The following is a 25,316-nucleotide window of genomic DNA, read 5'->3' as shown; positions in this document are numbered from 1 at the left end:
CTCCTCTATTAATCCCACTCATGCTTCTTGAGCACGAATGAATTTCTGAGTCCAACTACACTTGTTACTTTATATGTCTCTTTTGTTTTTGTGTCTTCAAATCCAATAATCACTGCAACACTATTGTCTGCAGGATTGACCTGAAGCTGAAAGCTTTTCACGTTGTTAGCAAGCACTGTACCTTTCTTGGAGCTTGCATCCACATACTTTGTACACGATGAAAGCACCGCCTGTGCCTGATTTACCTTTGCTGAATCGCTGCTCTTGAGATCCTGCTTTGCCTGATTAAGCGTTTCATCACTCATCTCCTGTCTGAAAACATACAATTTCTTGTCTGTCTTGCTGTAGGTAATCGTACAGAATGCAGTCTTATCTAGCTCAGATGAATACTGAACCCACAGATAATCAGCATCTATAAATGTGTGCACATCCTCTGAAGCACCAGCGCCGCCAAAAGGCTTAACATCCGCTATATCATAGCTATTGCTTTTTTTCTTTATCACACCGCTATCTGACACTATATCCTGGATTACATCAGCAACGCCTCCCTGCTTACGGAGTGTGCTTCCCGATCCTGCGGATTTCACATACGTATCCTCAGGAACAATAAAGCTTCCTGTAACCTGAGTGAATGATGTTCCAGTCTGTACGTAAGCAGTTCCATCAATCTTGATATCACTTGCCCCCATCAGTATGTCTGCTATCGCATCATATGTCTCAGTCGCCTGAGACTGAAGCTTCTGTCTGGACGACTGCTTCTTATGTGACGCAACAGTTGTAGATATAAGGGACATGACAGCAACCATGAATATTCCCAAGATTGCCATATACAGTATAAGCTCTATGAATGTGAAGCCCTTGTCTTTATTTCTACATATCATTCTTCACACCCCCTAATTCTTTCCATATGTATGACCGCCTGTATACTGGTTCAGGTTGACCCTTCCAACAGTATTGTTGCTGTTATACTTGCAGAAACGATACTCTCCATATCCAGTCAGCACCTGACTGTCAGATTTCCTGATAATAATAACCTGCTCTGAAAGAGGAGTAGTCACTGAATCTGCATCGTAATCGTCAGCATAATATATCGTAACTCTCTCCAGCACCTTGTCAGGTGCAGATGAATTAGCAGTAAATGACTCCGCCCTTCCATCAGCGCATATACCATAGAAAATATCGTAATTAGCACCATTCTGGACTATCCTTACCGCCTCTCCACTTTTTTGCGTCCTAGTTCTCATCTCAAGCGCCGACAATTCACTGTCAAACTTCTGCAGTGAAGCAGTTGCCTGAGACGCTCTTATTGATGATATAGTGAGAAAGCCCACGCCTGACATTACTGCAATTATAGCAATAACAATTATCATCTCTATAAGCGTGTATCCATTATTTGATTTTATACCATTCTTCATCAGCTACACCCCCTATTCAACATTCTTCTTCCAGTTCTGGAATACAAGAATATCTTCGTATGAGATGTCTGATATTGATGCTCCTGTTACCTCTGTGTTACCTTCGCTCTTGGATGATGTATAGTTCTTCAGCACCTTTGTTGTAAGCGTATTGAGCTTTTCGTCTGTGCTCTCTGAACACTGTTCAAGAAGATTTGCAACAAATGCAGCGTCTGCTGATATTGACATATTATGGTCAATTATAAGCTTTGATCCAGTGATTATCATACCTCGGAAGCTCTTAACATTCTCATCAAATCTTACATTACCACCGGCAATTATAATTCCCTGGAATGATCCATCTCCATTGTTTGGCTGGAGCTTAACATCACCAGAATTGATAACTATGGTTTTAGCCTCATTATCTGTTGCATTTCCAATTGTCTTCTCAATTGAAAGGTTTTTGCTGAACACATACGCCAAATCAACGTAGTGGTTTAAAGGAGTGATACTGTAATCATATGAATATGTATCTCTATCCTTATCATATGAGCTTAAATATCCTACCGATGAGGAAGTGTAATTAGCTATTTCCCACGCATTCTGTGTACGCTTTGTTTTATCATCCACATTGTTAAGAACCGACAGATGATCCTTCATATTAATATACATATATGAAAGGAATGTGCTTGTCTGTTCTTCGTCACTTGCAGTTCCTGAACCAGCAAGCTTAAGTGCATCCGCCTTGAGATCATTAAATGCCTTTTTATTGTTGTCTGTGCCCTTGTTTCCAAGAATATTAGTAAACACCTTGCCTGTTGAAACATTATCAAGAGCTGTAGCCACATCCATTGTGGTAGTTGTGGATGCTCTCAGGAACAGCGAATCATCGTTATTCTGATCTGTGACAGCACCACTTGCATTTATCTTGCCCTCTGCCGGAAGAACCAGCTTAACCTGGAACTGCTCGTACTTCTGTACATTATAAAGCTTGCTGCTTATCTCATCGCCATAATCCTGGAGAAGCTTATAATATTTCTCAGCAAATTTCTCTGCATTGCTTACATTGGATGAATCCTTTCCATCCTCAATATACAGATAATAATAATCATGTCCTGAAACAGTCTGCTTAATAGCTGTTACGCCCTTTTCTCCTTCTGTAGCAAGATCCTTGAGGAAATCATCATACAGATCAAGTATGTTCGCATCTGCCTCAAATGTCTTTGGGAACTGAAGTGTAACTGTAGTGATTCCTGTGTCAGGGTCAACCTTCTCAGTGTTGTTCACTACAGACCACTGGGTAAGGAACATAAGCTGATTTGTCTTCACATCAAGAGACTGTCCTGTAGAATAATCCTTCAGTGTTGTGAATGCGTAATCTGCATTCTCATCAACTGTTATATTCTCATCGTCCTCAGGAACACTTGAAGCAGCAATCTTTGAGAATTCGATATATGACTTACCTGCTATATACAGTGAATTAAGATCCTGTAAGTCAAGTGTTGAATTCTTACCATTTACAATAATTGCACTATCACTAAAGTGTGATCTGAGCTTATATCCTGTTGCAAGATATCCTTTTTGTCTGAGATAATTCAGACTTCTTGTATCCTGTGCATTGTAGCTATATCCAAAATAACTTCCCTGAGTAAATTTCAAGCTTGCTTTCTCTGCATTAAGCTCTGTATCATCAAAGATATACGCATCTGCAGAAGCTTTCAGTGAGCCTCCGTCTTTTCCTCCAATGACGATATTATCTGCCCAAAGCTCTGATAAAGTCTGTGTACGACCTGACAGATTTATCTCAGCTCCGTTATATGCGGCAAGAGAACCTGAACACACAACCACATCTGAGTTGAGTGTAAGTGTGGAATTCTTACCATTTACAAATATTCCTGAGTATGCACTGCTTTCCTTTGTACCCCACATTGTGGTAGGCTTACTCTCATATTTGTTCGTAACCTTTGTCTCGGCTACATCATTATAATCCTTATTGTAATAATCGCTTGCTGCGTAGATGTTACCCTTAACCTGTGCGTCGGTTGTCCGGTTGTCGTTGTCCTCTCCTACCTCGACACCCATATCCGCAAGTATCGCATATTCATACAATGTATTGTTTGATACACTGCTTGTATCAAATGAAACATTGTACTCAGGCTCCGTGAGAACAATGTCCGTAGTGATAGACTGCTCATAGGTTCCTGCTGTTGATCCTTGCAGATTCACACTTCTCTTAACACACACATTCTTGAATGTGACAGACTGAACCTTGTCATTTTCGTAACCCGACTGCTTCTCCGTCTTAATTCCTCCATTATTCTTATAATACTGAGTTGTTGTCTTGTTATTAACATCAGTATATATAAGCTTCATGTTCGATGTATCAAGTCTGACACCATCCGGATTGTCCACCGCATCATACTCATTAGATATGAAAGACTGAAGTGTATCTGTCACGTTCTTAAGGCTCTTATAGTTTGTATCTGCAACAAAGCCTGTCATGAAAAGCTTTTTGAAAAGCTCATTTGCCGATTTATTGTCAAGGGTAGTAAACGCCTGAGCCTTAGTATCATACACAACAACCAATTCAGCCGTAGTTGTGTACGCCGAATAAAGGTGCTCATTGGTCGCTGCGCCTACCCCCGCATACATCTCATCAAGTGCAGTTTCTACCTCATAAAAGTTATTCAGGGAATTCAGCTTATAAAACTTGAGCTTGTATGTCATCATAGCTCCCATAAGTATCGCTGAAGCAAGAATGCACATAAATGTGGTTGCGACTATTACAAGGACGAAACTTGAACCGTGATCATCGTTATGCCTAAGCTTTCGCTTTAATCTCTCAATCATCTGTTACTTCCCCCTTGTTCCAGTAACCGTCGTCTTGTTTCCTTTACTATCTGTCAAAGTAACTGTTATATCGTACATATATACACTGTCACTCTGATCCTCTGTCAAACGAGCTACAGGATAGTCAGAATTAACATTGTCAAAATCAAAGTTGGCATATACATTAAGATCTGACGACTTTGCTCCCGCTGCCAGCTTAAGTCTCACCTTGACATCTGACATCTTGGTGTTCTTTCCTGCATTCGTATATGTAAGATCATCAACGTTCGCCACATTGAACTGCTCACGTATGATCTTCTTGTATGTATCGCTGAGCTCTGCTGTCGTCTCGAATACATACACATCCGCCTTCTCAGATATTCCTGAATTATCCACCGTTATGGTATCTGTCGTACAGTATGAACCATTGTATATCGCCGGAACATAGAGAAGATACACAGGTGGCAGACCATTCGTAAACTCCTGCTTGTATACTATTCCATCACCATATAAGGTGGTAGGCTTGTATACATTTTTGCCTGAGCTCTCATACTGTGATCTGATAACTGAGACCGTTGTATAATCTGTGTATTCCACATAACACTCAACTGTATATGTGGATCCCAGCTTTGATATCTTGATCTTGGTATTCTTCTGGAAATGATCCTCATCGAATGTTCCACCACCGGAAAGATAATGGTTGTACTGCACATCATACTTTCTCAGCACGTCAAGCTTCGCATCCAGGAAATACTGATATGCGAGATTATCAAGATTGCTGCCTGTTGCGGCTACATTATAGGTGGCACCTATAATGATAGCCGACTGTTTGCTGTCCAGATTTCTGATAGTTCCCGATTCCGTAGCATTAGTCTGTATGGCGCCACTTTCATCGCTCTTGAATGTCGCACCACCATCAAGACCTGCAAGCACATATCCATTCTTAAGAACCTGATATGCCGCATCATTCACATCCACCTGACAGGTGTAGGTCTCATAAGATTTTCCTATGGATACATCGTTGCAGGTATAGGTTGTGTCCGAATATTCCGCCGTTTTAGAATTCGGCAATGTAATAGACTTTCCCGATGGTGTTCCCTTTGTAAAGGAATATGTCTTTGTTCCATTGCCATCAGGAATATTCACATTTCCTGACAGATCAGCGGTCTTAAAGATCTCCATGATCTCCTCAGCCTTCTCGACTGCATACTGCTTCTTCGTCGATGTAGTACCCGTCTTCGTGGCTGTGATCAATGCATTGGTTATCGGATAGATCAGAATGGCAAATATGGCAGCAGCGATTATAATCTCTACTAAACTAAATCCTTTATTGTTTGATTTAACCATTTATTTGTTCACTCCATTTAAGTGTATGCATCTACTGGGCTGTTGTTGTGGTCGTAGTCGTAGTAGACTTTACTGTTGGGTTTCCAAAGATGTTGTTTGTACCTGTCTGTACATTCACATCTGCGTGATCTGTAGTTCTGTCATCACCGTTTACTGCATATGAGGTTATAGTCATATCTCCCTCATACTTTCCTGTCTGTTCGTTGAATGCTATAGTGACATCGTCAAGAGTCATTCTGTAATCACCATTCTTGATGTAGTCGATGACATCCTTGATATCCTTGTAGTCTCCCTCGTATGTGACAGGGAATGATGCTGAATAGCAGTTGTAACCTGATGCTGTAGCTGCTGAATCATCTATAGTCACGTCAGATGCTGCTGCATCTGTTGAAGCACTTGAATTATCAGCAACGGTAACGTCGCCCACAGCGCCTGCGCCAAGTGTATAGAAAAGTGTCTCCTCACCCATTGTTACACTAGGAAAGTTGAACTTATACTTATCCTTTACACCCTGTAAATACATGATTGTGTTATCCTGATACAGCTCTGATGGAAATTCTGCAAGAACAGCCTCATAGTCTGCCTTGTACTTCTCAGTGTCAGCTATGTACTGCTGTCTGTTCGCATCCTTCTCAAGCAGGCTGTTATAATATGTCTGTCTCTCGTTGTACTGACTTTCAATACTCTTCTTGTCATCAAAATTGCTCATGGCAAGGAATCTTATAGGAAGCACTAAGATAGCAATTCCCAATATGAATAATAATAGATTTCTCTGGCCCTTTGTGATTGAATCCATGATAGTCCCTCCTTAATTAACTGATACTTCATCTGTTGAAGTCTCGGTGTCATCTGCATTTACATCCTTGTAGATACATGTAACTGTAAAGTCGTATGTCGTATCCCCGCTCTGCTTATCCACATTCTCAGTGACAGACTGAACGAATGAATTGTCTATGCACTCTATATCCTTGAGGTTTATTGCAAATGCAGCTATATCCTCGTACGACTTCGTGTTACCTGTGAAACTAACCTCTGTTGAAGATGAATCAAACGCTGTAAGACTGATTCCCTTTGGCATCTTGTCCTCAAGCTCCGCAATAAGTGTTCCAACATTCTCATTGAGGTTCTCTGTGTAGCTGTACATATTCTGAGCATCCATGTATACAGACTCTGCATCCTCATAGTCCTGTACGATCTGCTCTATATCCTTGATAGAATCAATATCTCTGTTCACCTGGTCAAGCTTTGACTGAGCCTTGTTCTTAGCTATGAACGAGTACGCTGTAACACCACCTGCAACTATGACTGCTATGATGATAAATGCTATAACCAGTGGTGTTGTGTCAACACTGCTTGCACCGCCCTTGCTGCCAGTCTCACCAAGCTCGAAGCCCATAGGGTCAAAGGCAGCTCCGATAGGAACCATGAGATATACAGGATTATAAATCTTAAGATCAATCTTTGGGTCAAATTTGATGTTATACAATGTATCCATTACTCTGGTTGATACATTGAGCTGAACCTTGAACAAGCCGTCGATTCCCTTGATAAGGGCTCCATCACCTGTGAGGAATACATCATCAATAGGCTTATCAGGATTCTTTGATGTGAAGAAGTCCATAACTCGACCGATGTTGTTGATGAGATATCTGAACGCTCCTGTTATTGCGTTGTCGTCGAAATCTACCGTGAGAAGTCTTTCATTCTGAAGTAATGTCATGGCTGTTGTTGCATCCACGCCCTTCGCATCCATAACTTCATTCACAACAACATTTGTTCCGTATGGAACTGTTCTCTGAAGGAGAAGTGTATCTCCTTTTACGATGTTGAGCACTGTTGATTCACTGCCCAACTGGATTACCATAGTTGTCATTGCCTCTGTTGTCTGAGTCTTGATCAACTGAAGCATTGCATTACCAATATAATCAAGTGCTACTACTTTCAGTCCAGCCATAGCTGCGAGATCATAGTATGATCTTACCATGTTCTCTGGTGCAGCGACTGCAAGAACTCTGAGCTGCTTGTTATTCTCTTCATCAGTAACTGTCTCAAGAACTGTATGAGACACTACGTAATCCTCTATATTAACAGGGAAATACTCTGATGAGTTCGCATTAATAATTCCTTTAATTTTGTTCTCCTTAACGAAAGGTACAAGAACCTCTCTGTTAACGATCTTTGTAGAGGTAAGAACGAATATCGCGTTCTTGTTTGTTATTCCATTTGCTGAGAGCTGAGACTTGATTGCCTCTGCTATTCTCTCTTTGTCTCTGATCACGCCATCCTCATAGGCATCTTCCGGTGTCTCGAAGATGATAGCGTTGTGTATCGTTGACTGCTTCTTGTTTGAAGGTGTAACTTCAACGATAGTAATACTTTCATTTGTAATGTCGATTGTTAAGACTTTATTATTACTCGCCATTTTTATAGCCTCCCTCGCTAATCAGTAGTTTTGTATGGAAAATTCCACATTGCTTTGAGTACCAGCTTACCGCTGTTCACCCCATTCATATAATTGTTCCGGATAAGTGCTTTCCGGATAAAGGTCAACATTCTGTCACCCTTTTAATAGCTCATCTCATCCACATAATGACCCTTTTATATAGAAGAAACTCACTGAAAAATAAGTACCAGCTCTACCTAGGTAAGCCAGTTGCCGCCATAAGTCATGCTATGTGACATGTCACATATACAAAAAACCGCTGACTGCAAAGAAAGAGTGAGTATAAAGGATCAGACTATATAACACTCTATATAACATTCTTTCCTTCATATTCAGCTCTGTGTAAAGATATAGCAACCGGGGAAAATCCCCAGCTACTATAAATATAAATAGTAGATAATGTGTCAGCACCTGACGATGATCACACTCACTGCCTGTACGAGGTTGCAACAGGTATAATCACCGTCTGTGCTACACTTATGTAACATCAATCATGTTCTCATGAACAATCCGTAAGTTTACACAAGTCTGTCAGAATCTTACTTGTATTCTGCACATACATCTGGATAAAGCTCTGAACCATTAACTGTTACAGTGAAAGTAGACTTATCTGAGCTAAGTGTAAACATAAATGGCTGATCCTTATCATACTTTGGCTTGTATGCAGCTGAACCAAGCTGTGATACAACCTCGCTTGTAAATGCAGCGCCAGTTCCATTTACTGCAACAGGCTTTGTTGTTGATAATGTATAATCACCAGCTTCTGCTGCATCGTAAGCTGCCTCTACTGAAAGTGCGTTTGTAACTGCTGTTGCGATTGTCTGTGCATTTGATACATCTGTTGATCTTCTTGACTTAGCGATGTACTTGATAAGTGCCGGTGCAAGAGCTCCAGCAAGGATTGCCATGATAGCAATAACGATAATTAACTCTACTAATGAGAAACCTTTGTTGTTTTTCTTCATAATATTACTCTCCTTTTTAGTTGTTTATTGTGTGTTGTTATGTGCTTTGCACTATATCAAACCGGCATCCTCGTTCTACCGGGTTTAACCTTTTTAGTTATCATGCAGGTCATACATGATATATCAAATAGCTACCAGACGTATGTTACTTGTAAGCATCACACACATCCGGATACAGCTCTGAGCTGTCCACCTTTACGGTGAATGTAGCCTTATCACTATTGACTGTGATAGTGAACTGCTTGTCCTTGTCATACTTTGGCTTGAATGTACTTGTCCCAAGCTGACTTGTGACTTCTGATGTGAACGCATTCGATGTGCCAAGCTGTGTGCCATCGGTATTCACCGGGTAATCACCAGGTGTGGCATCATCATATGCCTTCTCTACCGATAAGGCATTGGCGACTGCCGTCGCTATAGTCTGGGCGTTCGACACATCGGTCGATCTTCTTGACTTTGCTATGTACTTTATGAGCGCCGGTGCAAGTGCTCCGGCGAGAATAGCCATGATAGCTATGACTATGATAAGCTCCACCAGTGAAAAGCCTTTATTTCTATTCATCTAATTTCCTCTTTTGTTTATACATTATCCATAGCATCGTACATACTCATGATAGGTCCATATACCGCTGCAACTATCATGCCAACAACACCTGCAAGAAGAACCATAATCATAGGTTCCATAGCTGCTGTAAGCGCATTTGTTGCCGCCTCAACTTCTTCGTCATAGTAGTCAGCAACCTTGCTGAGCATCTCCTCTATATCTCCTGTCTCCTCACCAATCTTTGTCATGGCTGAGAGCATCGGTGGAAGCATCGTCATATCCTTAAGTGGTTTTGAAAGCGGTACACCCTTGGACACCTGAACCTTAGCATCCATCAGGCCGTCTCTGATAATCTTGTTATCCATCATCTTTGCAACCTGCTCAACAGCATCTATCATCGATATACCTGACGCCATCAATGTACTCATGGTTCTTGCAAATCTTGCACAGGCTGTCTTAACATTCAGATTTCCGAATATTGGAGCCTTAAGTCCTATGTTCGCAAAGAGCTGTTCGCCAAACGGTGTCTTCTTGAAGAACTTAACACCGAACACTATAGCTGCCACTATGATTATGAGCAGCCACCACTTATACATAACGAAATCTGCCGCCGCCATCATCATACGAGTTGCGAGTGGAAGCTGAGTTCCCATCTCTTCAAACATACTTGAGAAGTTTGGTATAACCGCTACCAACACTACTATGATAACTATAACCATAACACAGAGAACTACTATAGGATATGTCATGGCACCCTTGATCTTGGATGACAATGCATTGTCCTTCTCGAAATGCTCTACCAGTCTGTCCAAGCAAATCTCAAGATTACCAGACATCTCACCAGCCGACACCATGTTGATCATGATAGGCGGGAATACATCCGGGTTAACTCTGAGCGCATCCGCCAGAGTTCCACCTTTCTCTACATATGTACGCGCATCTGCTATGGCCTTTCTCAGTGTCTTGTTCTCAATCTGATCCCCCATCAGCTCCAGTGCGGATATGATGGTAACACCGGCCTTGATGACCGCCGAGAACTGTTTACAGAATACACCCAGGTCTCTTGACTTGACCTTCTTCTTAAATCCTATACCCCCGAGCGGGCTGCTCTGCTCCGTCAGACTCATGATCGAGTAGCCTTCTGACTTCAGCTTCTTCTCAGCACCGTCTCTGTTAGGGGCCTCGATGGTACCTTTTTTATTCTTACCATCTCTGTCAACAACCTTGTAATTAAATACTGCCATTGTCTCTCCTCCGACCCAATCTTAATATTCTTACGTTTTCATGTATCTGCACTTTAAAAGCGCAATAATGCAACATAAATTATATGTAAAATATCTTACTATACCACACAGATTTAATCAACATTTAATTATTTGCACGTTATTTTTTAGACAATGTGCACAATGCGGCTTGGTTATTATACCACATTTTTCCATATGGCAATCGATTATTCCATATATCTTACTGTCCGTTGATCTTCTTTCTCAGGTACTGCTGATCCTGTGCGTATGTCATGGCAACCTCTCTTGTGACGGTCCCTGAAGCATACAGCTCATACAATGCATCGTCCATAGTGATCATACCTAAGGCTCTGCTTGTCTGGATAGTTGACTGGATCTGATGAGTCTTGGCTTCTCGTATCAGACTTCGTATAGCAGGTGATGCAAGCATTACCTCGAAGGCTGCAACTCGTCCGTTGCCGCTCGCTATAGGAAGAAGCGACTGTGAGATAACTCCCTCAAGAACCATCGCGAGCTGAACTCTTACCTGCTGCTGCTGGTTTGTAGGGAAGATATCTATGATACGATCGATGGTACTTGCCGCACCGATTGTATGTAGTGTGGAGAATACCAAGTGTCCTGTCTCGGCAGCGGTTATGGCTGTGGAGATAGTCTCAAGATCTCGCATCTCTCCTACGAGGATGATATCAGGATCCTCACGGAGTGCTGCACGAAGTGCATTTGCATAGCTGAGTGTATCCATACCAACCTCTCGCTGGTTAACTATTGCCTTATTGTGATGGTGAATGTACTCTATAGGATCCTCAAGTGTGATGATGTGATCCGTAAGGTTCTCATTCGCCTTGTTTATAATAGATGCAAGTGTGGTTGACTTACCAGAACCTGTAGGTCCTGTTACGAGAACCAGACCTCTCTTTCTCTTGTAGAGCTCAACAACCTCCCTTGGAATACCAAGCTGGTCAGGTCTTGGGATCTGTGTCTCAACTCGTCTGTACGCTGCTGCCATGTTTCCCTTGTCCATGAATACATTGACACGGAAACGTCCGGTCTCAGGTGAATCGAATGAGAAATCGACCTCTCCTCTGTCCTGAAGTATGGCCTTATGCCTGTCCTTCATAGTAGATCCAATTGCCTCTGCCGCATCAGCAGGTGACAGTGCCGGAACCTCAACCTCGGTGAGCTTACCGTTGATTCTGAGCTTAGGTGGTATACCTACAGCTATATGAACATCTGACGCCTTTGCTTCTACAGAGAAGGCAAGTAATTCCTTCATGTCTAACATAACTTGTCCCTTCCTTTCCCTTTTGCATTAATAATTACAATTTATATATAATCTCATTATATATCTCTTATATCTTACAGCTCTCCCATGTCCACTCCCTCGGCCACGGTCACTGTACTGTGAACAATCTTGTTCATCTCTGCTATGGATGTGATACCATCAAGAACGTGCTTGGCAGCTCCCATCTTCAGTGTGAGCATTCCTTCCTTGAGGGCCTGCTTCTCAATGACATCCGCTGTAGCTCCGGAAGCGATAACAGCCTGAAGCTCTCTTGATACAGGCATCATCTCGTATACACCGATTCGTCCTGAATAGCCTGTGTCGTTACACAGTGGGCATCCCTGTGGCTCGTAGATGATGACATCCTCCTCGTCAGCCGGAACACCGAGCTGAACTCTCTCATCATCCTCCACAAGTCTTGGCTGCTTACATGTGGTACAAAGTCTTCGCACAAGTCTCTGTGCAATAACTCCAACAACAGCATCACCGGCGATGTATGACTCAATACCCATATCGATAAGACGGGTGATGGTCGAAGCCGCTGAGTTAGTATGCAGTGTCGATACAACCAAATGTCCTGTGATAGCGGCCTGTACGGCGATTCCTGCTGTCTCACCGTCTCGGATCTCTCCTATCATGATGATATCCGGATCCTGACGAAGGATAGATCTGAGGGCTGCCGCGAAAGTCATGTCCGCTTTGTTATTAACCTGCACCTGATTGATACCGTTGATGTTCGCCTCGACAGGGTCCTCAACGGTGATGATATTAACATCCTCTGTGTTAAGCTCACTGAGTGATGTGTACAGTGTAGTTGATTTTCCTGATCCTGTAGGTCCCGTTACAAGGATGATACCATGTGGGTTGCTGAGGATATTATCGAAAACCTTCTCCTGCTCTGCATCGAAACCAAGGGCACTCTTCGGTTTTGTCAGACCGTCCTTGGATGTAAGTCTCATAACCGTCTTCTCTCCGAAAACTGTTGGAAGGATAGAAACACGGACATCAAACTCTCTTCTGTCAACCATGATGGTGATACGACCATCCTGTGGTTTTCTCTTCTCTGCTATATCCATACCGCCTATGATCTTGATACGGGCTGTGATACCTGCCAGTATGCTGAGGTCGTATGACATAACCTGCTTAAGTGCACCATCTATTCTGTATCTGACTCTGACGCTGTTCTCCAGAGCCTCTATATGTATATCTGACGCTCTCTGTCTTACTCCGCCTTCGATGATCTGCTTAACCAGAAGTACGATAGGGGAATTATCGATTTCTTCGTTGCCCTCTTCCTCGTCGCCTCCGCCGAGCACATTCTGCTGCTCCTGTCTGTAGGCCTCAGCAGCCTCCATAGCCTGAGCGCTTCCGTAATACTTGTCTATGGCATTCCTGATTCCCTCCTCAGATGCGAGCATCGGCTCTACCTGAAGATTTGTCACAAGACCAATATCGTCCATGGCCATGATATCCATTGGATCTGCCATGGCTACCTTGAGGATGTTCGGGTTATCAGGATCTATCTCTATAGGTATGGCCTGATACTTGGTGACCATGTTCTCAGGCACCATGTGTATAACCTTCTCCTCGATCTTAGCTCCCTTGAGCTCTATGTAGTCAATTCCCAACTGGGTTGTAAGTACCGTAATCAGCATGTCGTTACTTATAAATCCCAGATCAACCAGGGCGTTACCAAGCTTTCTGCCGGTCTCCTTCTGCTTTGCAAGTCCTTCCTGAAGCTGTTCCTCCGTGATAGCCCCCGCTGCTACAAGGACATCTCCAATTCTGATCTTCTTACGTCCCACGCTTAATCGCATTCTCTAAATACCCTCCTCACGTCTCTCGCAATTCTACGCACAGGCAGAATTATCCAAATACCTAAAGCGTATTATATCACAGTATTTTCACATTTTAAACATTTTGTACATATTTAGATACATTTTTTTGCACTTTTATCGGATTTTTGCTTTTTTACAGGGTGGATAGGCACTATTTCTGCACAATAAACATATTATATAAGCAAGCTGACTGTACTAATTGTAAAATAGCCCGTCCAGCAAATGTACAGCCGGTACAATCAATTTACGGGAGCAGTTCATATATGGAAGCGTTTAAAAACCCACTAACTCCCGAAGAAGAGAAAAAATATATTGCGCTGTGCCTGTCCGGCGACAAGGCTGCCCGCAGCATTCTGATAGAGTACAATCTCCGTCTGGTCGCCCACATATCCAGAAAGTACAATTCCGCCGTGAGGGATCCCGAGGATCTTCTGTCCATAGGCACGATAGGTCTCATCAAAGCCATAGACAGCTACAAGCCCGACAAAGGCTGTAAGCTGTCAGGTTATGCCGCCAAATGTATCGAAAACGAGCTTCTCATGACTCTCCGCCACGAGAAGAAGAAGGCGCGTGAGGTCTCGATCTACGATCCCATCGGCACTGATAAAGAGGGTAACGAGATCGTCATCCTTGACATCATAGGTTCGGAGAACGTCAACGTTCTGGACAAAATGATACAGGACGACCACCTGTGCCTGCTTCCCTCCTGCATATCATCGCTCCTCTCATCCAGGGAGAGGGAGATCATATGTATGCGCTACGGTCTTGACGGGCAGTCACCTCTCACCCAAAAGGAGGTAGCCAGGATGCTCGGAATCTCCAGGTCATATGTATCGCGCATAGAGAAAAAGGCTCTTGGCAAATTAAGAGGATGCCTGGATTGACATCCAGACATCCTTATGATCACTCTTTTCTTCTCAGTATAATACCGGTCTCAAGCTCCTTATCAAGCTTCACCCTCAATTTCTGCTTTGGATGTGGCGCAGAGTCCATGCTGTTTTCTTTCTCGTCGTATATCGCCTGAACCTCGCACTCTATATTTGTTCCATCAAAGCCCATGGCTTCAAGCTTCTCTCCCACCAGGAACTTATTCTTCTGCTCAAAGCATACACAGCCATCCGGGGTAACCTCTCTCACAGTTCCAATATACGTATAGTTTTTTACATATGTGTTGCTATCATATATCTGTGATTCTGAGTCTGTCTTCCCGAAATAAAATCCCGTTGTGAACTGCCTGTATGTGCATTTGGCTATCTCTCTCTTGTAGTATTCCATGTTTGCTCTGTACTTCTCTTCTGACTCCATATAATCATCTATGGCTTTTCTGTAGGTTCTGGCAACGGTCGCCACATACAGAGCCGTCTTCATACGTCCCTCTATCTTGAAGCTGTCTATTCCGGCTTCCATCATCTCCGGGATGTACTCTATCATGCACAGATCCTTGGAGTTAAATATATATGTTCCTCTGTCGTCCTCGTTGACAGTCATATACTCTCCCGGTCTGGTCTCCTCGACGATGGAATACTTCCATCTGCACGGATGGGTGCACGCACCATGATTCGCATCCCTGCCTGTGAAGTAGTTGCTGAGAAGGCATCTTCCTGAATATGATATGCACATAGCGCCATGGATAAATGACTCTATCTCCATATCGTCCGGTATGTTTGCTCTTATCTGTGATATCTCCGCAAGGGACAGTTCTCTGGCAGACACAACCCGCTTTATGCCGTGGTCATACCAGAACTTGTATGTCATGTAGTTCGTGTTGTTAGCCTGTGTGCTTATGTGTAATTCCATATCCGGCATAGTCTCCCGAGCTATGGTAAACACACCCGGATCGGATACAAGAACAGCGTCCACACCTGTATCTTTCAGCTCGCCAAAATAAGCTCTTATTCCATCCAGATCATAGTTGTGTGCAAATATATTGGCTGTCACATACACCTTAGCATTATGTGCATGGGCATATTCCACGCCCTGTTTCATCTCTTCTATGGAAAAGTTGTCTGCTTTCGCTCTGAGGCCAAATGCCTGTCCGCCTATATACACTGCGTCAGCTCCATAGTCCACGGCCACCTTGAGCGTGTCCAGTCCGCCCGCCGGGACAAGAAGCTCTGGTTTCTTATCTCTCATATCGTTTCCTCCAACCATTTTTCGTTTATTTCCTGATACTAAGGCTCATTCCATCCCCTATATTGAGTATGGCCGTCTCCAAATGTTCATTGTGGGTGAGCTCGTACAGGTATTCTCTCATCCTTGAATGTATCGTTCTGTTTCTTCTGGTAACTGCAAATCTGCTCTCAAGGACATCTCCGTCCTGAAGCACGTTGTCGCAGAGCAATACCCCCTTCGGAGCTAGCAGCCGTATAGCCTCCGTGAAAAAATTGCCATACTGACCCTTAGCTGCATCCATGAACACCATATCATAGTTTTCTGTCATACCCGGTAATATCTCCAGTGCATCGCCCTCAAGCAGGGTGATCTTGTCTGAAGCCCCGGCTCTGACTATATTCTTCTTCGCCTCTTCTATTCTCGGCTGATAATTCTCTATAGTTGTTATATGTGCGTCATCATCCAGAAATCTACTCATAAAAATGGCAGAAAAGCCAACGGCTGAACCTATCTCAAGAATCTTCTTCGGCCTGTTCATAAGAATCAACATCTTGATGAACTCTCCGGCCTCTCGTCTTATGATAGGTACCCTGTTCTCTTCTGCCTCTCTTCTGATCGAGGTCACAACCTCATCGTAGTCTGTATTGAAGGAATTGATAAATGACGCAAGTCTTTCATCACATACCATAATTATCCTCTCTGTCTATTCCTCGGCACTGTCCTCACCGGAGGAATCATCACTGCTGTCTCCGTTGCTATCCCCCGAGGAACTCTTGCCATTTCCCGTTATGATCTCTATTATCTCCTGATTTGTATCGCTCGGTGCTATCTGATATGTACCAGGCTGGATATCATCTGCATATCCGCCTATTCTGACCTTCAGTATAAAAGCGTATTTGTCCTTGATGACCTCCGCCGTCTTAAGGGAATCCGCCACATCAAGAAGCGGCTCGTCCTGAGTTATCTGTATAGTTGCCTTACGGTTGCTGCCCGGATCCGCAGCCCTTGTGGCAAACACCTGATACGCAAAATCATACGAGTATGAGAAAGCCTTTACCAATATAAATAAAATACATACATTGATGAATAGTCCAAAAAGGAATCTCAGAATCTTCTTCATACTTCTAGCACTATCTAAAGCCATAATCGTTATTCTCCTTGTTCACAAATACATCTCAGCCAGCGCGAATCACCGGGCGTCCTCATCTATGATATCGAAATCAAGATCGTCCGCTATCTGTTCATATACAAGCTTCATCATTCTCACCAGCTTCTGCTCCGCCCTGATAAAGTCATTGACTATAGTATCATGGACTATGGAGTCATATTCCATGAATAGATTATTAACTTCATCATATGGATTGTCAAGCATTTCGTTATTCTGTATTTCATAATTTTTCTTACGAAATTCCATGAGCTGCTGAAGTTTTTCTGGTTTCTGTCTAAGTTTATCCTTGCAATACTGATAATTCTTGTAGACATCAGAATCCTTGATGCACGCATTCAATTGTCTGCTAAGTTCCAATGTATCTGTCATTTTCTCACCCTTCTACACCTCTGTGATTATAGGAAGGATCATAGGGCTTCTCTTTGTCCTCTTCCAGAGGAACTCTCCCATGTCATCCTTTATCACGGATTTGATCTTACCCCAGTCTGTCACGCCGCGGCTCAGGCATCTGTCGAGAGCCTCCTGACATGTGATCCTGCAGTCTTCCATAAGTGTCTCAGACTCCCTGACGTACACGAAGCCTCTTGACACTATATCCGGTCCTGCAACAAGCTGGTTGCTGTATCTGTCCAGGGTCACAACTATGATTATGAGACCATTCTGTGACAGAAGCTGTCTGTCTCTGAGGACAATATTTCCAACATCTCCAACTCCAAGTCCATCCACAAATACTCCCTGTGCAGGAACCTTGCCGACAACGTCGAACTTCTCCTCGCCGATCTCAAGAACATCGCCTGTGGTCATGATCTTGACATTCTCCTTAGGGATTCCCATCTCAACTGCAAGCTCTGCATGTCTCTTGAGGTGTCTGTACTCACCGTGGACAGGTATTGCATATTTCGGTCTTGTGAGCGCATATATAAGCTTGAGCTCCTCACGGCAGGCATGGCCGGATACATGTGTATCCTCAAATATAACGTGTGCACCCTTCGCCTCGAGCTCATTTATAACCTTGAATACCGCCTTTTCATTTCCCGGTATAGGATGTGAGCTGAAAATGACCACATCACCAGGCTTTATGGCTACTTTATTGTGTATGGATGCAGCTATACGTGACAGCGCAGCCATGTTCTCTCCCTGACTTCCCGTGGTGATGAGAACAACCTTCTCATCCGGGTAGTTCTTCATCTCGCTTATATCTATGAGTGTGTTATCCGGTATGTTGATATATCCAAGCTCGGACGCCGTGGTGATGATGTTCACCATGCTTCGTCCCTCTATGACAGCCTTTCTGCCATACTTGTAAGCTGAATTGATGATCTGCTGTACTCTGTCAACGTTGGATGCAAATGTCGCTATGATGATCCTGTGATCCTTGTTGTCGTTGAACAGGTTGTCAAATGTTCTTCCCACTGTCTTCTCTGACTGTGTGAAGCCCTCCTTCTCAGCATTTGTCGAGTCAGCCATGAGTGCAAGCACACCCTTCTTGCCGAGCTCAGCAAATCTCTGAAGATCTATGGTTCCACCAAATACCGGTGTGTAGTCTATCTTGAAATCTCCGGTGTGGACAATAAGTCCGGCCGGTGTGTATATGGCAAGGGCCGCCGAATCTGCTATGGAGTGGTTTGTTCTGATAAATTCCACTCTAAATGCCCCAAGATTTATATTCTGACCATACTTTACAACCTTTCTTCTGGTGTTGTTCATAAGGTTGTGTTCCTTCAGTTTGTTCTCTATAAGACCCATGGTCAGCTTGGTCGCATAGATCGGCATGTTTAATTCTTTCTCAATGTACGGTATGGCTCCTATGTGATCCTCATGTCCATGGGTAACCACGAGTCCCCTGACCTTGTCCGCGTTTTCCTTGAGATAGGTGACATCAGGAATTACCAGATCGATTCCTAACATGTCGTCCTCAGGGAATGCCAGTCCGCAGTCAATGACTATGATAGAGTCCTCATACTCTATCGCAGTGATATTCATTCCAATCTGTTCCAGACCGCCCAAAGGAATGATCTTCACTGTCTCTTTATTATTCTTATTCAATTTTCTTATACCTCCAAATTTACGTCCTCAAGCAGTTCGTCAAATATCCTGATGACCGCCTCTAATTCATTTTCATCTTCCACAATATCGTATGCTGCCATCTCTTCCGTATCAGCTCCGTTGTTCTCGCGAAGGATAAGGAATGATTCATCATCCGCCTTGTCTATAACGAACAGATAATTCACGCCGCCAAGTGTGGTCTGCTCCACAACCGAGAATTCCACTTCTGTTCCATCTTCTGCTTCAAATATGATACTGTTGTCCGTCTTCCTGTTCTCTGCCATATAAACCTCTTAATACTTCTTCAGGCGTACACAAAACAAAGGCAGAAGGTCTGTGTCTATCACAGACTGCTGCACTTCGCATCAAGATAGTTCTGCAGTATGACCGCAGCCGCCATCTTGTCTATGTACGTCTTCCTGTTCTCTCTTCTCACTCCGCTGTCCATAAGGATCCGCTCTGCCTCCACAGTGGTAAGGCGCTCATCCCACAGAACAACCTCAAGTCCTGTTCTGCGCTCAAGATCCTCCTTGAATGCCTGGGTGGCCTCGCATCTGTCTCCCTCTGAATTGTTCATGTTCTTCGGGTAGCCAAGCACTATCAGCTCTATGCGGTCGCGCTCTCCTGCCGCTCCATACTCTTCAAGTATGGCCTCTATGCGGGCAAGTGTCTGTCTCAGCTTGTTCGCCGACTTTCTCTCTATCGTCTCCAGCGGCTGGGCAGTCATCTTGAGCGGATCGCTCACGGCAACTCCCACCGTCTTGGTTCCATAGTCAAGTCCCAATATTCTCATACTATTCTTTTCCTTTACACGAGGTTATTCTTGATGTAGTCCTCAAGTAAAACCTCAATGATCTCGTCTCTCTCCACCTTCATGATCAGGCTTCGCGCGTTCTTGTAGCTTGTGATATATGTCGGGTCACCGCTCATTATGTACCCAACAACCTGGCTTACCGGATTATATCCTTTCTCGGTAAGTGCATCGTATACTTCTCCAATTATCTCGCGTACGTCCACTGTCGCGTCCTTGATTGGAACAATATTCTGTGTACTTTCGTTATTCATCAAATCACGTCCTCATCTTGTTATTATCTCATGAGCCAATTAACATTCCTATTCTAATATAAAAAACTACAAAAGTAAAGGAAGGTTTCCCCCATTTTGGGTATATGTCACATACACAAAGCTGTTCACAAAACTCTCCGGCATGGATATGTCGCCCACATCTATGAGTATATCCATGTATCTCTCCGTATGTCCTCTGAGATATGTCTTATTGTCCTTCTTTACAACCTCTTCCACCAGGACTTCAAGCTCACAGCCCTCAAACTGGGCTTCATATGCGGTCTTGTTGTCATGGGCAAGCTTAAGCAGCACATCGCTTCGCTCATTCTTTATCTCAGGGGCAACCTGCTCTTTCATGGCGGCAGCGACTGTTCCCTTTCTCGGAGAATACTTGAATATATGCATCTCATACAGATTGAGCTCCGTCAGATATCTGACAGTCTCTGCAAATTCTTCCTCAGTCTCTCCCGGGAAGCCCACTATCACATCCGTGGTGAGCGCAGGGGACTTATACGCCTTTCTCAGCATGTCACATTTTTCAAAGTATTGCTCGCAAGTGTACTTTCTGTTCATTCTCTTGAGCACTGAATCACAGCCGCTCTGCAGGCTCAGATGGAAGTGTGGACATACTTTCGAATTGGATGAAATCCTCTCCACAAACTCCTCTGTTATTATCCCCGGCTCAAGTGAACCAAGCCTTATTCTCTTGATTCCTTTGATTTTTGAGATAGCCTCTATAAGCTCTATAAGTGCTCCCTCATTATTCTTATCTTTGCCATATGACGATATGTGTATACCGGTAAGCACAACTTCTTTTATTCCTGCCTCCGCAAGCTCTGATACTTCTGCAAGGATCGCCTCCTGGCTTCTGCTTCTTATCCTTCCTCTTACATACGGGATTATGCAGTATGAGCAGAACTGATTGCAGCCGTCCTGGATCTTGACATATGCCCTTGTGTGTCCCACAGGGACATGGCCGCCCATCTCCTCGTACTCAGTCTCTCTGGATATATCCACGAAGTATTCCATGGCTTCATGATCTTTACCCGGGGCATTTTTTTCATTGTTTCTCACATTAATATAATCATTAACTATTTCTGTGATACTTTTCTTCTTATTGTTGCTTATTACTATATCTATAGCTTCATCCTGCTCGAGAATCTCTCTGGCTGACTGCACATAGCATCCTGCGGCTATCACTATTCCATCAGGATTCATCTTTCTGGCTCTGTGAAGCATCTGCCTTGATTTTTTGTCCGCAATATTGGTCACAGAACAGGTATTTACTATATATATATCTGCTTTTTCGTCAAATTCCACTATATTTGCACCGGCAGCCTTCAGCATGTCGAGCATGCTGTCAGTCTCCGCCTGATTGACTTTGCAGCCAAGTGTTGTGGCAGCCACAGACATTCCTTTTAGCATGTATTTTACACTCCTTATATTGACTTTTGTATTCTATAAAAATATAATAATGACAGTACATAAAAAACTTACAAGGGTTAGGAGGACTATTTATGACAGCAGTTAAGATTTCTTTAAACTCAATCGATAAGGTCAAGAGCTTTTGCAATGACATTGCGAAATTTGACGCAGAATTCGACCTCGTATCAGGACGTTACGTAATTGATGCAAAGTCAATCATGGGTATTTTCAGTCTTGATATCTCAAAGCCTATCGAACTTAACATTCATGCAGAGAGCGGTATCGATGAGATCATGGCTACTCTGAAGCCATACCTTGCAGAATAGCATTTATTCTGCCCCGTATGTTATATGGATCTGATAATCAAAGAGATGCTTATTATGAAGCATCTCTTTTTTGTTGTCTTTTATCACTGTTTTATATTGTATTACTGCTTTGCGCGACACATAACGACCTCTGCCGTATCTACAGCCTTGCGGTACAATGGCTCGATGATTCCTGTGAGCTTTGCCTCCGACTTCTCTATCGCAGAGAGAACCGGATGTGTAACCGGATGCTTTGCAACAAATGTCGTACAGCAATCCTCGTATGGCAGTATAGATGTCTCGTATGTTCCGATCTTCTCTGATATGTCTACTATCTCCTGCTTATCCATACCTATACATGGTCTGAACACCGGCATGGTGCTGACCTGGTTGATAACGTTCAGGCTGAACACAGTCTGGCTTGAAACCTGGCCTATGCTCTCTCCTGTTATCGTACACTGACAGTCATTCTTCTCAGCCAGCTCCTCCGCTATCTTGATCATGTATCTCTTCATGATGATCGTGAGCTCCTCATGAGGACAGTTGTCGTATATTGCCATCTGTACATCGGCAAAGTTGACAACATGGAGTCTGATGGCTCCTGAGTAGTCGGCCACAAGACATGCCAGATCTATAACCTTCTGCTTTGCTCTCTCGCTTGTGAACGGAGGTGCATGGAAGTATACCGCCTCCACAACAACTCCTCTCTTGGCTATCATATATGCCGCAACAGGGCTGTCTATACCGCCTGACAGAAGTGCCATTCCTCTGCCGTTCGTTCCAACCGGCAGTCCTCCCGGGCCAGGTATGGTGATCGAATAGATATACGCTACCTTTCTGATCTCCACATTGATTATCTCCTGAGGTGAGTGCACATCCACTGCAAGATCAGGGAACGCCTCAAGGAGGAAATGTCCAAGCTCGGCGCTTACCTCCATTGAAGTCATAGGATATGTCTTGTCATTTCTTCTGGTGAACACCTTGAATGTGAAGTTCTTTCTGTCGTATGCCTTTTCAACATAATCTATTACCTTCTGCTTGAGGTTCTCAAACTCTGTGTTCTCCTCAACCACAACAGGACATATTCCAACGATACCAAATACCTTTCCAAGGGCATTTACCACATCCTCATAGTCGTAATCCGACTTGCACTCAACGAATATTCTTCCCTGCTCCTTTCGGATATAGAAATCTCCGTAAGGCTTCAGCTTTCTGTTGATGTTCTTGCAGAGTATATCTTCAAATATATACCTGTTCTTTCCCTTTGTGCCTATCTCGGCATACTTTATCATAAATGCCTTGTACTGCATATTTCCTCCTATTTCTTCCTCACATATCTTCTGAGTATCGGTAAAAGTTCCTTGCAGCACTCGACTGCATAATCTATCTGTTCCATTGTATTCTCTGGTGAAAAACTGAATCTCAGTGTGGACTCAAGCTTCTCAGGTGGCAGACCTATGGCCTTCAGCGTGCTGCTTGTGGAATGTTTATTCGACGAACATGCTGAACCGGATGAGACATATATGCCCTTCTCTTCCAGAGCATGAAGCATGACCTCACTTCGCACTCCCTTGAAGGTTATGCTGGCTATATGGGGCGCATCCCCGGAATTACTGTACACATCGTCTATCTGTGTGAGTTCATCTATAAGATGTTCCTTGAGTTCTCTCATGTGCGCTACATTTGCATCGAGATCTCTGTAGGTCATCTCGGCAGCCAGTGCCATTCCTGCTATTCCCGGTACATTCTCTGTTCCTGACCGCATTCCGCCCTGCTGGCCTCCACCGTATATCACAGGCTTGACCTTGACTCTGTCCTTTATGAACAGTGCTCCAACGCCCTTTGGTCCGTGGAATTTATGGCTGCTTATGGACATCATGTCTATTCCCATACGCTTCGGGTATATCACATATTTGCCAAATGCCTGTATGGCATCCACATGGAAGAGTACACTCGGATTCTTCTCCTTTATACGTCTGGCAATGTCCTCCACCGGCATGACAGCTCCTATCTCATTGTTGACGTACATGACTGACACTATGATCGTGTCGTCGTCGACCTCATCTACCAACCGGTCAACATCTACCACGCCATCACTTCCGGTCGGGATCCTGACAACATCAAAGCCTATATCCTCAAGGAATGTCAGCGGACTGCCGACTGACGCATGCTCGACTACAGTTGTGATGATCTTGTTGCCCGCTCTCCTGTTGGCAAGTGCGCCTCCTATCAGAGCCATGTTGTTGGATTCTGTTCCTCCCGATGTGAACACGATCTCCTTCGCCTGAACCTTGAGCAGCCTGGCTATCTTATCCTTGGCATCGCTCACGTATCTGGCCGCATCCACACCCTTCTGGTACAGTGATGACGGATTGCCATAGTCCTGTTCCATTAACTTTACCACAAGATCTCTCACCTCTGGATAAACCGGGGTGGTCGCTGAATTGTCAAAATATGCTTCCATGTTGTCTTCCACCATTCCGAAACCGATATACGTCCGGCTTCAAGCTTCTTTCTTTCACTAATCTCTACAATATTGTTCTAATTGTCCCTGTCGGCACTGAACATGATGATCGACATAACCGCCAGTCCGGCCGTCTCAGTGCGCAGTATCCTGTGTCCAAGAGTTATACATTCCGCCCCGGCCGCCATTGCCTGTTCCACTTCTTCCCTGGCAAAGCCACCCTCCGGGCCTATGAATACCCCCAGACTTCTGCGGGCAGAGGACGGTGCTGTCACATCAGCGATGATCTGTCTGGACTTTGCAAGTCCCTCCGCCTCCTCATATGGAATTATATTCATATCAAGAGTCTTCGCCATCTCTATCGCCTGTGCAAATGTTACCGGCTCCGTGATCTCAGGGACGATTCCCCTTCCGGACTGTTTTGCAGCAGCTTCCGCTATGATCCGGCATCTCTCGGTCTTCTTTGCAGCCTTCTTCGCATCAAGCTTCACTATGGTGCGCGCAGTGAATACCGGAACTATCCGGCAAACACCGAGCTCCACCATCTTCTGTACTATAAGATCCATCTTATCCGACTTTGGATATCCCTGAAACAGGGTAACCTCCACCGGAAGCTCTGCAAAGTTATCATTCACATCCTCGACGCGGCACAGAACCTCGTCTCTGCCAAGCTCCGATATACTGCACGTATAATCTCTTCCTCTGCCGTTACTGACAGTTATCTCATGACCCACTTTAAGGCGGAGAACGTTCTTTATATGGTTAACGTCTCCGCCTGTTATGCTTATATCTGTTCCTATATCTCTGCCATCTACGTCTACAAAGAATCTGTTCATATTTGATTA

The 25,316-nt window shown here is 44.0% G+C and carries 25 protein-coding genes; 2 read left to right on the top strand and 23 right to left on the bottom strand.

The genetic code is table 11. From position 1 onward, the window contains the following. Positions 1 to 8: 8 nt before the first annotated feature. The 11 genes from OCV54_RS10565 to OCV54_RS10515 form a co-directional block, all read right to left on the bottom strand. The gene (locus OCV54_RS10565) at positions 9 to 881 is read right to left on the bottom strand and encodes a prepilin-type N-terminal cleavage/methylation domain-containing protein (protein ID WP_022216704.1); all 873 of its coding nucleotides are present in this window, start codon (positions 879 to 881) and stop codon (positions 9 to 11) included. 12 nt (positions 882 to 893) lie between these two features. Next, positions 894 to 1,415: a prepilin-type N-terminal cleavage/methylation domain-containing protein gene (locus OCV54_RS10560; protein WP_022216705.1), complete on the bottom strand. Its 522-nt coding sequence runs from the start codon at positions 1,413 to 1,415 to the stop codon at positions 894 to 896. 12 nt (positions 1,416 to 1,427) lie between these two features. After that, the gene (locus tag OCV54_RS10555; RefSeq protein ID WP_055223932.1) at positions 1,428 to 4,244 is read right to left on the bottom strand and encodes a hypothetical protein; all 2,817 of its coding nucleotides are present in this window, start codon (positions 4,242 to 4,244) and stop codon (positions 1,428 to 1,430) included. 3 nt (positions 4,245 to 4,247) lie between these two features. Beyond that, complete coding sequence (locus OCV54_RS10550; RefSeq protein ID WP_055223930.1) at positions 4,248 to 5,570, bottom strand: prepilin-type N-terminal cleavage/methylation domain-containing protein; 1,323 nt, start codon at positions 5,568 to 5,570, stop codon at positions 4,248 to 4,250. Positions 5,571 to 5,601: 31 nt separating this feature from the next. Then, positions 5,602 to 6,366 (bottom strand): acylphosphatase, encoded by a 765-nt coding sequence (locus OCV54_RS10545; RefSeq protein ID WP_055144044.1) that lies wholly within the window; start codon positions 6,364 to 6,366, stop codon positions 5,602 to 5,604. Between the two features lie 12 nt (positions 6,367 to 6,378). Further along, a complete protein-coding gene (pilM, locus tag OCV54_RS10540) occupies positions 6,379 to 7,992 on the bottom strand; it encodes a type IV pilus assembly protein PilM (RefSeq protein ID WP_055144042.1) in 1,614 nt (537 codons plus the stop codon). Positions 7,993 to 8,552: 560 nt separating this feature from the next. Beyond that, the gene (locus tag OCV54_RS10535; RefSeq protein WP_055223928.1) at positions 8,553 to 8,978 is read right to left on the bottom strand and encodes a type II secretion system protein; all 426 of its coding nucleotides are present in this window, start codon (positions 8,976 to 8,978) and stop codon (positions 8,553 to 8,555) included. A gap of 145 nt (positions 8,979 to 9,123) precedes the next feature. Further along, on the bottom strand, positions 9,124 to 9,540 hold the full coding sequence (locus OCV54_RS10530) for a type II secretion system protein (protein WP_055144040.1): 417 nt from the start codon (positions 9,538 to 9,540) through the stop codon (positions 9,124 to 9,126). Between the two features lie 17 nt (positions 9,541 to 9,557). After that, positions 9,558 to 10,766: a type II secretion system F family protein gene (locus OCV54_RS10525; RefSeq protein WP_055144038.1), complete on the bottom strand. Its 1,209-nt coding sequence runs from the start codon at positions 10,764 to 10,766 to the stop codon at positions 9,558 to 9,560. A 220-nt stretch (positions 10,767 to 10,986) separates the two neighbouring features. After that, positions 10,987 to 12,048, bottom strand: a complete 1,062-nt coding sequence (locus OCV54_RS10520; protein WP_022217246.1) for a type IV pilus twitching motility protein PilT — start codon at positions 12,046 to 12,048, stop codon at positions 10,987 to 10,989. Positions 12,049 to 12,122: 74 nt separating this feature from the next. Next, positions 12,123 to 13,865 carry a GspE/PulE family protein gene (locus tag OCV54_RS10515; RefSeq protein WP_015533121.1) on the bottom strand — a complete coding sequence of 581 codons (1,743 nt, stop codon included), beginning with the start codon at positions 13,863 to 13,865 and terminating at the stop codon, positions 12,123 to 12,125. Positions 13,866 to 14,149: 284 nt separating this feature from the next. Between OCV54_RS10515 and sigK the strand changes: the two genes are divergently transcribed. Next, positions 14,150 to 14,770 carry an RNA polymerase sporulation sigma factor SigK gene (gene sigK / locus OCV54_RS10510; RefSeq protein WP_015533122.1) on the top strand — a complete coding sequence of 207 codons (621 nt, stop codon included), beginning with the start codon at positions 14,150 to 14,152 and terminating at the stop codon, positions 14,768 to 14,770. A 19-nt stretch (positions 14,771 to 14,789) separates the two neighbouring features. Here the strand turns inward: sigK and OCV54_RS10505 are convergent, their stop codons facing one another. The 9 genes from OCV54_RS10505 to mtaB form a co-directional block, all read right to left on the bottom strand. Continuing rightward, positions 14,790 to 16,019, bottom strand: coding sequence for a peptidase U32 family protein (locus tag OCV54_RS10505; protein ID WP_055144916.1), 1,230 nt, complete (start codon positions 16,017 to 16,019; stop codon positions 14,790 to 14,792). A gap of 25 nt (positions 16,020 to 16,044) precedes the next feature. Continuing rightward, the gene (locus OCV54_RS10500; RefSeq protein WP_015533124.1) at positions 16,045 to 16,686 is read right to left on the bottom strand and encodes an O-methyltransferase; all 642 of its coding nucleotides are present in this window, start codon (positions 16,684 to 16,686) and stop codon (positions 16,045 to 16,047) included. 15 nt (positions 16,687 to 16,701) lie between these two features. After that, complete coding sequence (locus tag OCV54_RS10495; RefSeq protein WP_156327922.1) at positions 16,702 to 17,142, bottom strand: endolytic transglycosylase MltG; 441 nt, start codon at positions 17,140 to 17,142, stop codon at positions 16,702 to 16,704. Between the two features lie 45 nt (positions 17,143 to 17,187). Then, positions 17,188 to 17,535: a YlbF/YmcA family competence regulator gene (locus tag OCV54_RS10490; RefSeq protein ID WP_015533125.1), complete on the bottom strand. Its 348-nt coding sequence runs from the start codon at positions 17,533 to 17,535 to the stop codon at positions 17,188 to 17,190. A gap of 12 nt (positions 17,536 to 17,547) precedes the next feature. Then, positions 17,548 to 19,212, bottom strand: a complete 1,665-nt coding sequence (locus OCV54_RS10485; protein WP_022217240.1) for a ribonuclease J — start codon at positions 19,210 to 19,212, stop codon at positions 17,548 to 17,550. A gap of 5 nt (positions 19,213 to 19,217) precedes the next feature. Then, entirely contained in the window at positions 19,218 to 19,496 is a 279-nt protein-coding gene (locus tag OCV54_RS10480) for a DUF1292 domain-containing protein (RefSeq protein ID WP_055223926.1), read from the bottom strand. Positions 19,497 to 19,555: 59 nt separating this feature from the next. After that, a complete protein-coding gene (gene ruvX / locus OCV54_RS10475) occupies positions 19,556 to 20,005 on the bottom strand; it encodes a Holliday junction resolvase RuvX (RefSeq protein ID WP_015533127.1) in 450 nt (149 codons plus the stop codon). A gap of 14 nt (positions 20,006 to 20,019) precedes the next feature. Further along, positions 20,020 to 20,277, bottom strand: a complete 258-nt coding sequence (locus tag OCV54_RS10470; RefSeq protein WP_022217238.1) for an IreB family regulatory phosphoprotein — start codon at positions 20,275 to 20,277, stop codon at positions 20,020 to 20,022. A gap of 66 nt (positions 20,278 to 20,343) precedes the next feature. Continuing rightward, entirely contained in the window at positions 20,344 to 21,702 is a 1,359-nt protein-coding gene (mtaB, locus tag OCV54_RS10465) for a tRNA (N(6)-L-threonylcarbamoyladenosine(37)-C(2))-methylthiotransferase MtaB (protein ID WP_015533129.1), read from the bottom strand. 92 nt (positions 21,703 to 21,794) lie between these two features. Here mtaB and OCV54_RS10460 point away from each other — a divergent pair, with 92 nt between their 5' ends. Further along, a complete protein-coding gene (locus OCV54_RS10460; protein WP_015533130.1) occupies positions 21,795 to 22,028 on the top strand; it encodes an HPr family phosphocarrier protein in 234 nt (77 codons plus the stop codon). A gap of 101 nt (positions 22,029 to 22,129) precedes the next feature. Here the strand turns inward: OCV54_RS10460 and thiI are convergent, their stop codons facing one another. From thiI to OCV54_RS10445, 3 genes are all read right to left on the bottom strand, one after another. Continuing rightward, on the bottom strand, positions 22,130 to 23,317 hold the full coding sequence (gene thiI / locus OCV54_RS10455; protein WP_022217236.1) for a tRNA uracil 4-sulfurtransferase ThiI: 1,188 nt from the start codon (positions 23,315 to 23,317) through the stop codon (positions 22,130 to 22,132). 8 nt (positions 23,318 to 23,325) lie between these two features. Further along, complete coding sequence (locus OCV54_RS10450) at positions 23,326 to 24,471, bottom strand: cysteine desulfurase family protein (protein ID WP_055223924.1); 1,146 nt, start codon at positions 24,469 to 24,471, stop codon at positions 23,326 to 23,328. A gap of 77 nt (positions 24,472 to 24,548) precedes the next feature. Next, positions 24,549 to 25,307, bottom strand: a complete 759-nt coding sequence (locus OCV54_RS10445; RefSeq protein ID WP_022217234.1) for a 16S rRNA (uracil(1498)-N(3))-methyltransferase — start codon at positions 25,305 to 25,307, stop codon at positions 24,549 to 24,551. Between the last annotated feature and the right edge of the window lie 9 nt (positions 25,308 to 25,316).

This window comes from Coprococcus aceti (genome assembly GCF_025567285.1).
GTDB lineage: Bacteria > Bacillota > Clostridia > Lachnospirales > Lachnospiraceae > Coprococcus > Coprococcus aceti.
Note: the sequence above shows the minus strand (reverse complement) of the source record. Positions and strands in the feature narration are given on the sequence as shown.

Bases quoted from the DNA above. Each gene is read 5' to 3' on its own strand.
- OCV54_RS10565 (WP_022216704.1), bottom strand. From the start codon at position 881: ATGATATGTAGAAATAAAGACAAGGGCTTCACATTCATAGAGCTTATA.
- OCV54_RS10560 (WP_022216705.1), bottom strand. From the start codon at position 1,415: ATGAAGAATGGTATAAAATCAAATAATGGATACACGCTTATAGAGATG.
- OCV54_RS10555 (WP_055223932.1), bottom strand. From the start codon at position 4,244: ATGATTGAGAGATTAAAGCGAAAGCTTAGGCATAACGATGATCACGGT.
- OCV54_RS10550 (WP_055223930.1), bottom strand. From the start codon at position 5,570: ATGGTTAAATCAAACAATAAAGGATTTAGTTTAGTAGAGATTATAATC.
- OCV54_RS10545 (WP_055144044.1), bottom strand. From the start codon at position 6,366: ATGGATTCAATCACAAAGGGCCAGAGAAATCTATTATTATTCATATTG.
- pilM (WP_055144042.1), bottom strand. From the start codon at position 7,992: ATGGCGAGTAATAATAAAGTCTTAACAATCGACATTACAAATGAAAGT.
- OCV54_RS10535 (WP_055223928.1), bottom strand. From the start codon at position 8,978: ATGAAGAAAAACAACAAAGGTTTCTCATTAGTAGAGTTAATTATCGTT.
- OCV54_RS10530 (WP_055144040.1), bottom strand. From the start codon at position 9,540: ATGAATAGAAATAAAGGCTTTTCACTGGTGGAGCTTATCATAGTCATA.
- OCV54_RS10525 (WP_055144038.1), bottom strand. From the start codon at position 10,766: ATGGCAGTATTTAATTACAAGGTTGTTGACAGAGATGGTAAGAATAAA.
- OCV54_RS10520 (WP_022217246.1), bottom strand. From the start codon at position 12,048: ATGTTAGACATGAAGGAATTACTTGCCTTCTCTGTAGAAGCAAAGGCG.
- OCV54_RS10515 (WP_015533121.1), bottom strand. From the start codon at position 13,865: ATGCGATTAAGCGTGGGACGTAAGAAGATCAGAATTGGAGATGTCCTT.
- sigK (WP_015533122.1), top strand. From the start codon at position 14,150: ATGGAAGCGTTTAAAAACCCACTAACTCCCGAAGAAGAGAAAAAATAT.
- OCV54_RS10505 (WP_055144916.1), bottom strand. From the start codon at position 16,019: ATGAGAGATAAGAAACCAGAGCTTCTTGTCCCGGCGGGCGGACTGGAC.
- OCV54_RS10500 (WP_015533124.1), bottom strand. From the start codon at position 16,686: ATGGTATGTGATGAAAGACTTGCGTCATTTATCAATTCCTTCAATACA.
- OCV54_RS10495 (WP_156327922.1), bottom strand. From the start codon at position 17,142: ATGGCTTTAGATAGTGCTAGAAGTATGAAGAAGATTCTGAGATTCCTT.
- OCV54_RS10490 (WP_015533125.1), bottom strand. From the start codon at position 17,535: ATGACAGATACATTGGAACTTAGCAGACAATTGAATGCGTGCATCAAG.
- OCV54_RS10480 (WP_055223926.1), bottom strand. From the start codon at position 19,496: ATGGCAGAGAACAGGAAGACGGACAACAGTATCATATTTGAAGCAGAA.
- ruvX (WP_015533127.1), bottom strand. From the start codon at position 20,005: ATGAGAATATTGGGACTTGACTATGGAACCAAGACGGTGGGAGTTGCC.
- OCV54_RS10470 (WP_022217238.1), bottom strand. From the start codon at position 20,277: ATGAATAACGAAAGTACACAGAATATTGTTCCAATCAAGGACGCGACA.
- mtaB (WP_015533129.1), bottom strand. From the start codon at position 21,702: ATGCTAAAAGGAATGTCTGTGGCTGCCACAACACTTGGCTGCAAAGTC.
- OCV54_RS10460 (WP_015533130.1), top strand. From the start codon at position 21,795: ATGACAGCAGTTAAGATTTCTTTAAACTCAATCGATAAGGTCAAGAGC.
- thiI (WP_022217236.1), bottom strand. From the start codon at position 23,317: ATGCAGTACAAGGCATTTATGATAAAGTATGCCGAGATAGGCACAAAG.
- OCV54_RS10450 (WP_055223924.1), bottom strand. From the start codon at position 24,471: ATGGAAGCATATTTTGACAATTCAGCGACCACCCCGGTTTATCCAGAG.
- OCV54_RS10445 (WP_022217234.1), bottom strand. From the start codon at position 25,307: ATGAACAGATTCTTTGTAGACGTAGATGGCAGAGATATAGGAACAGAT.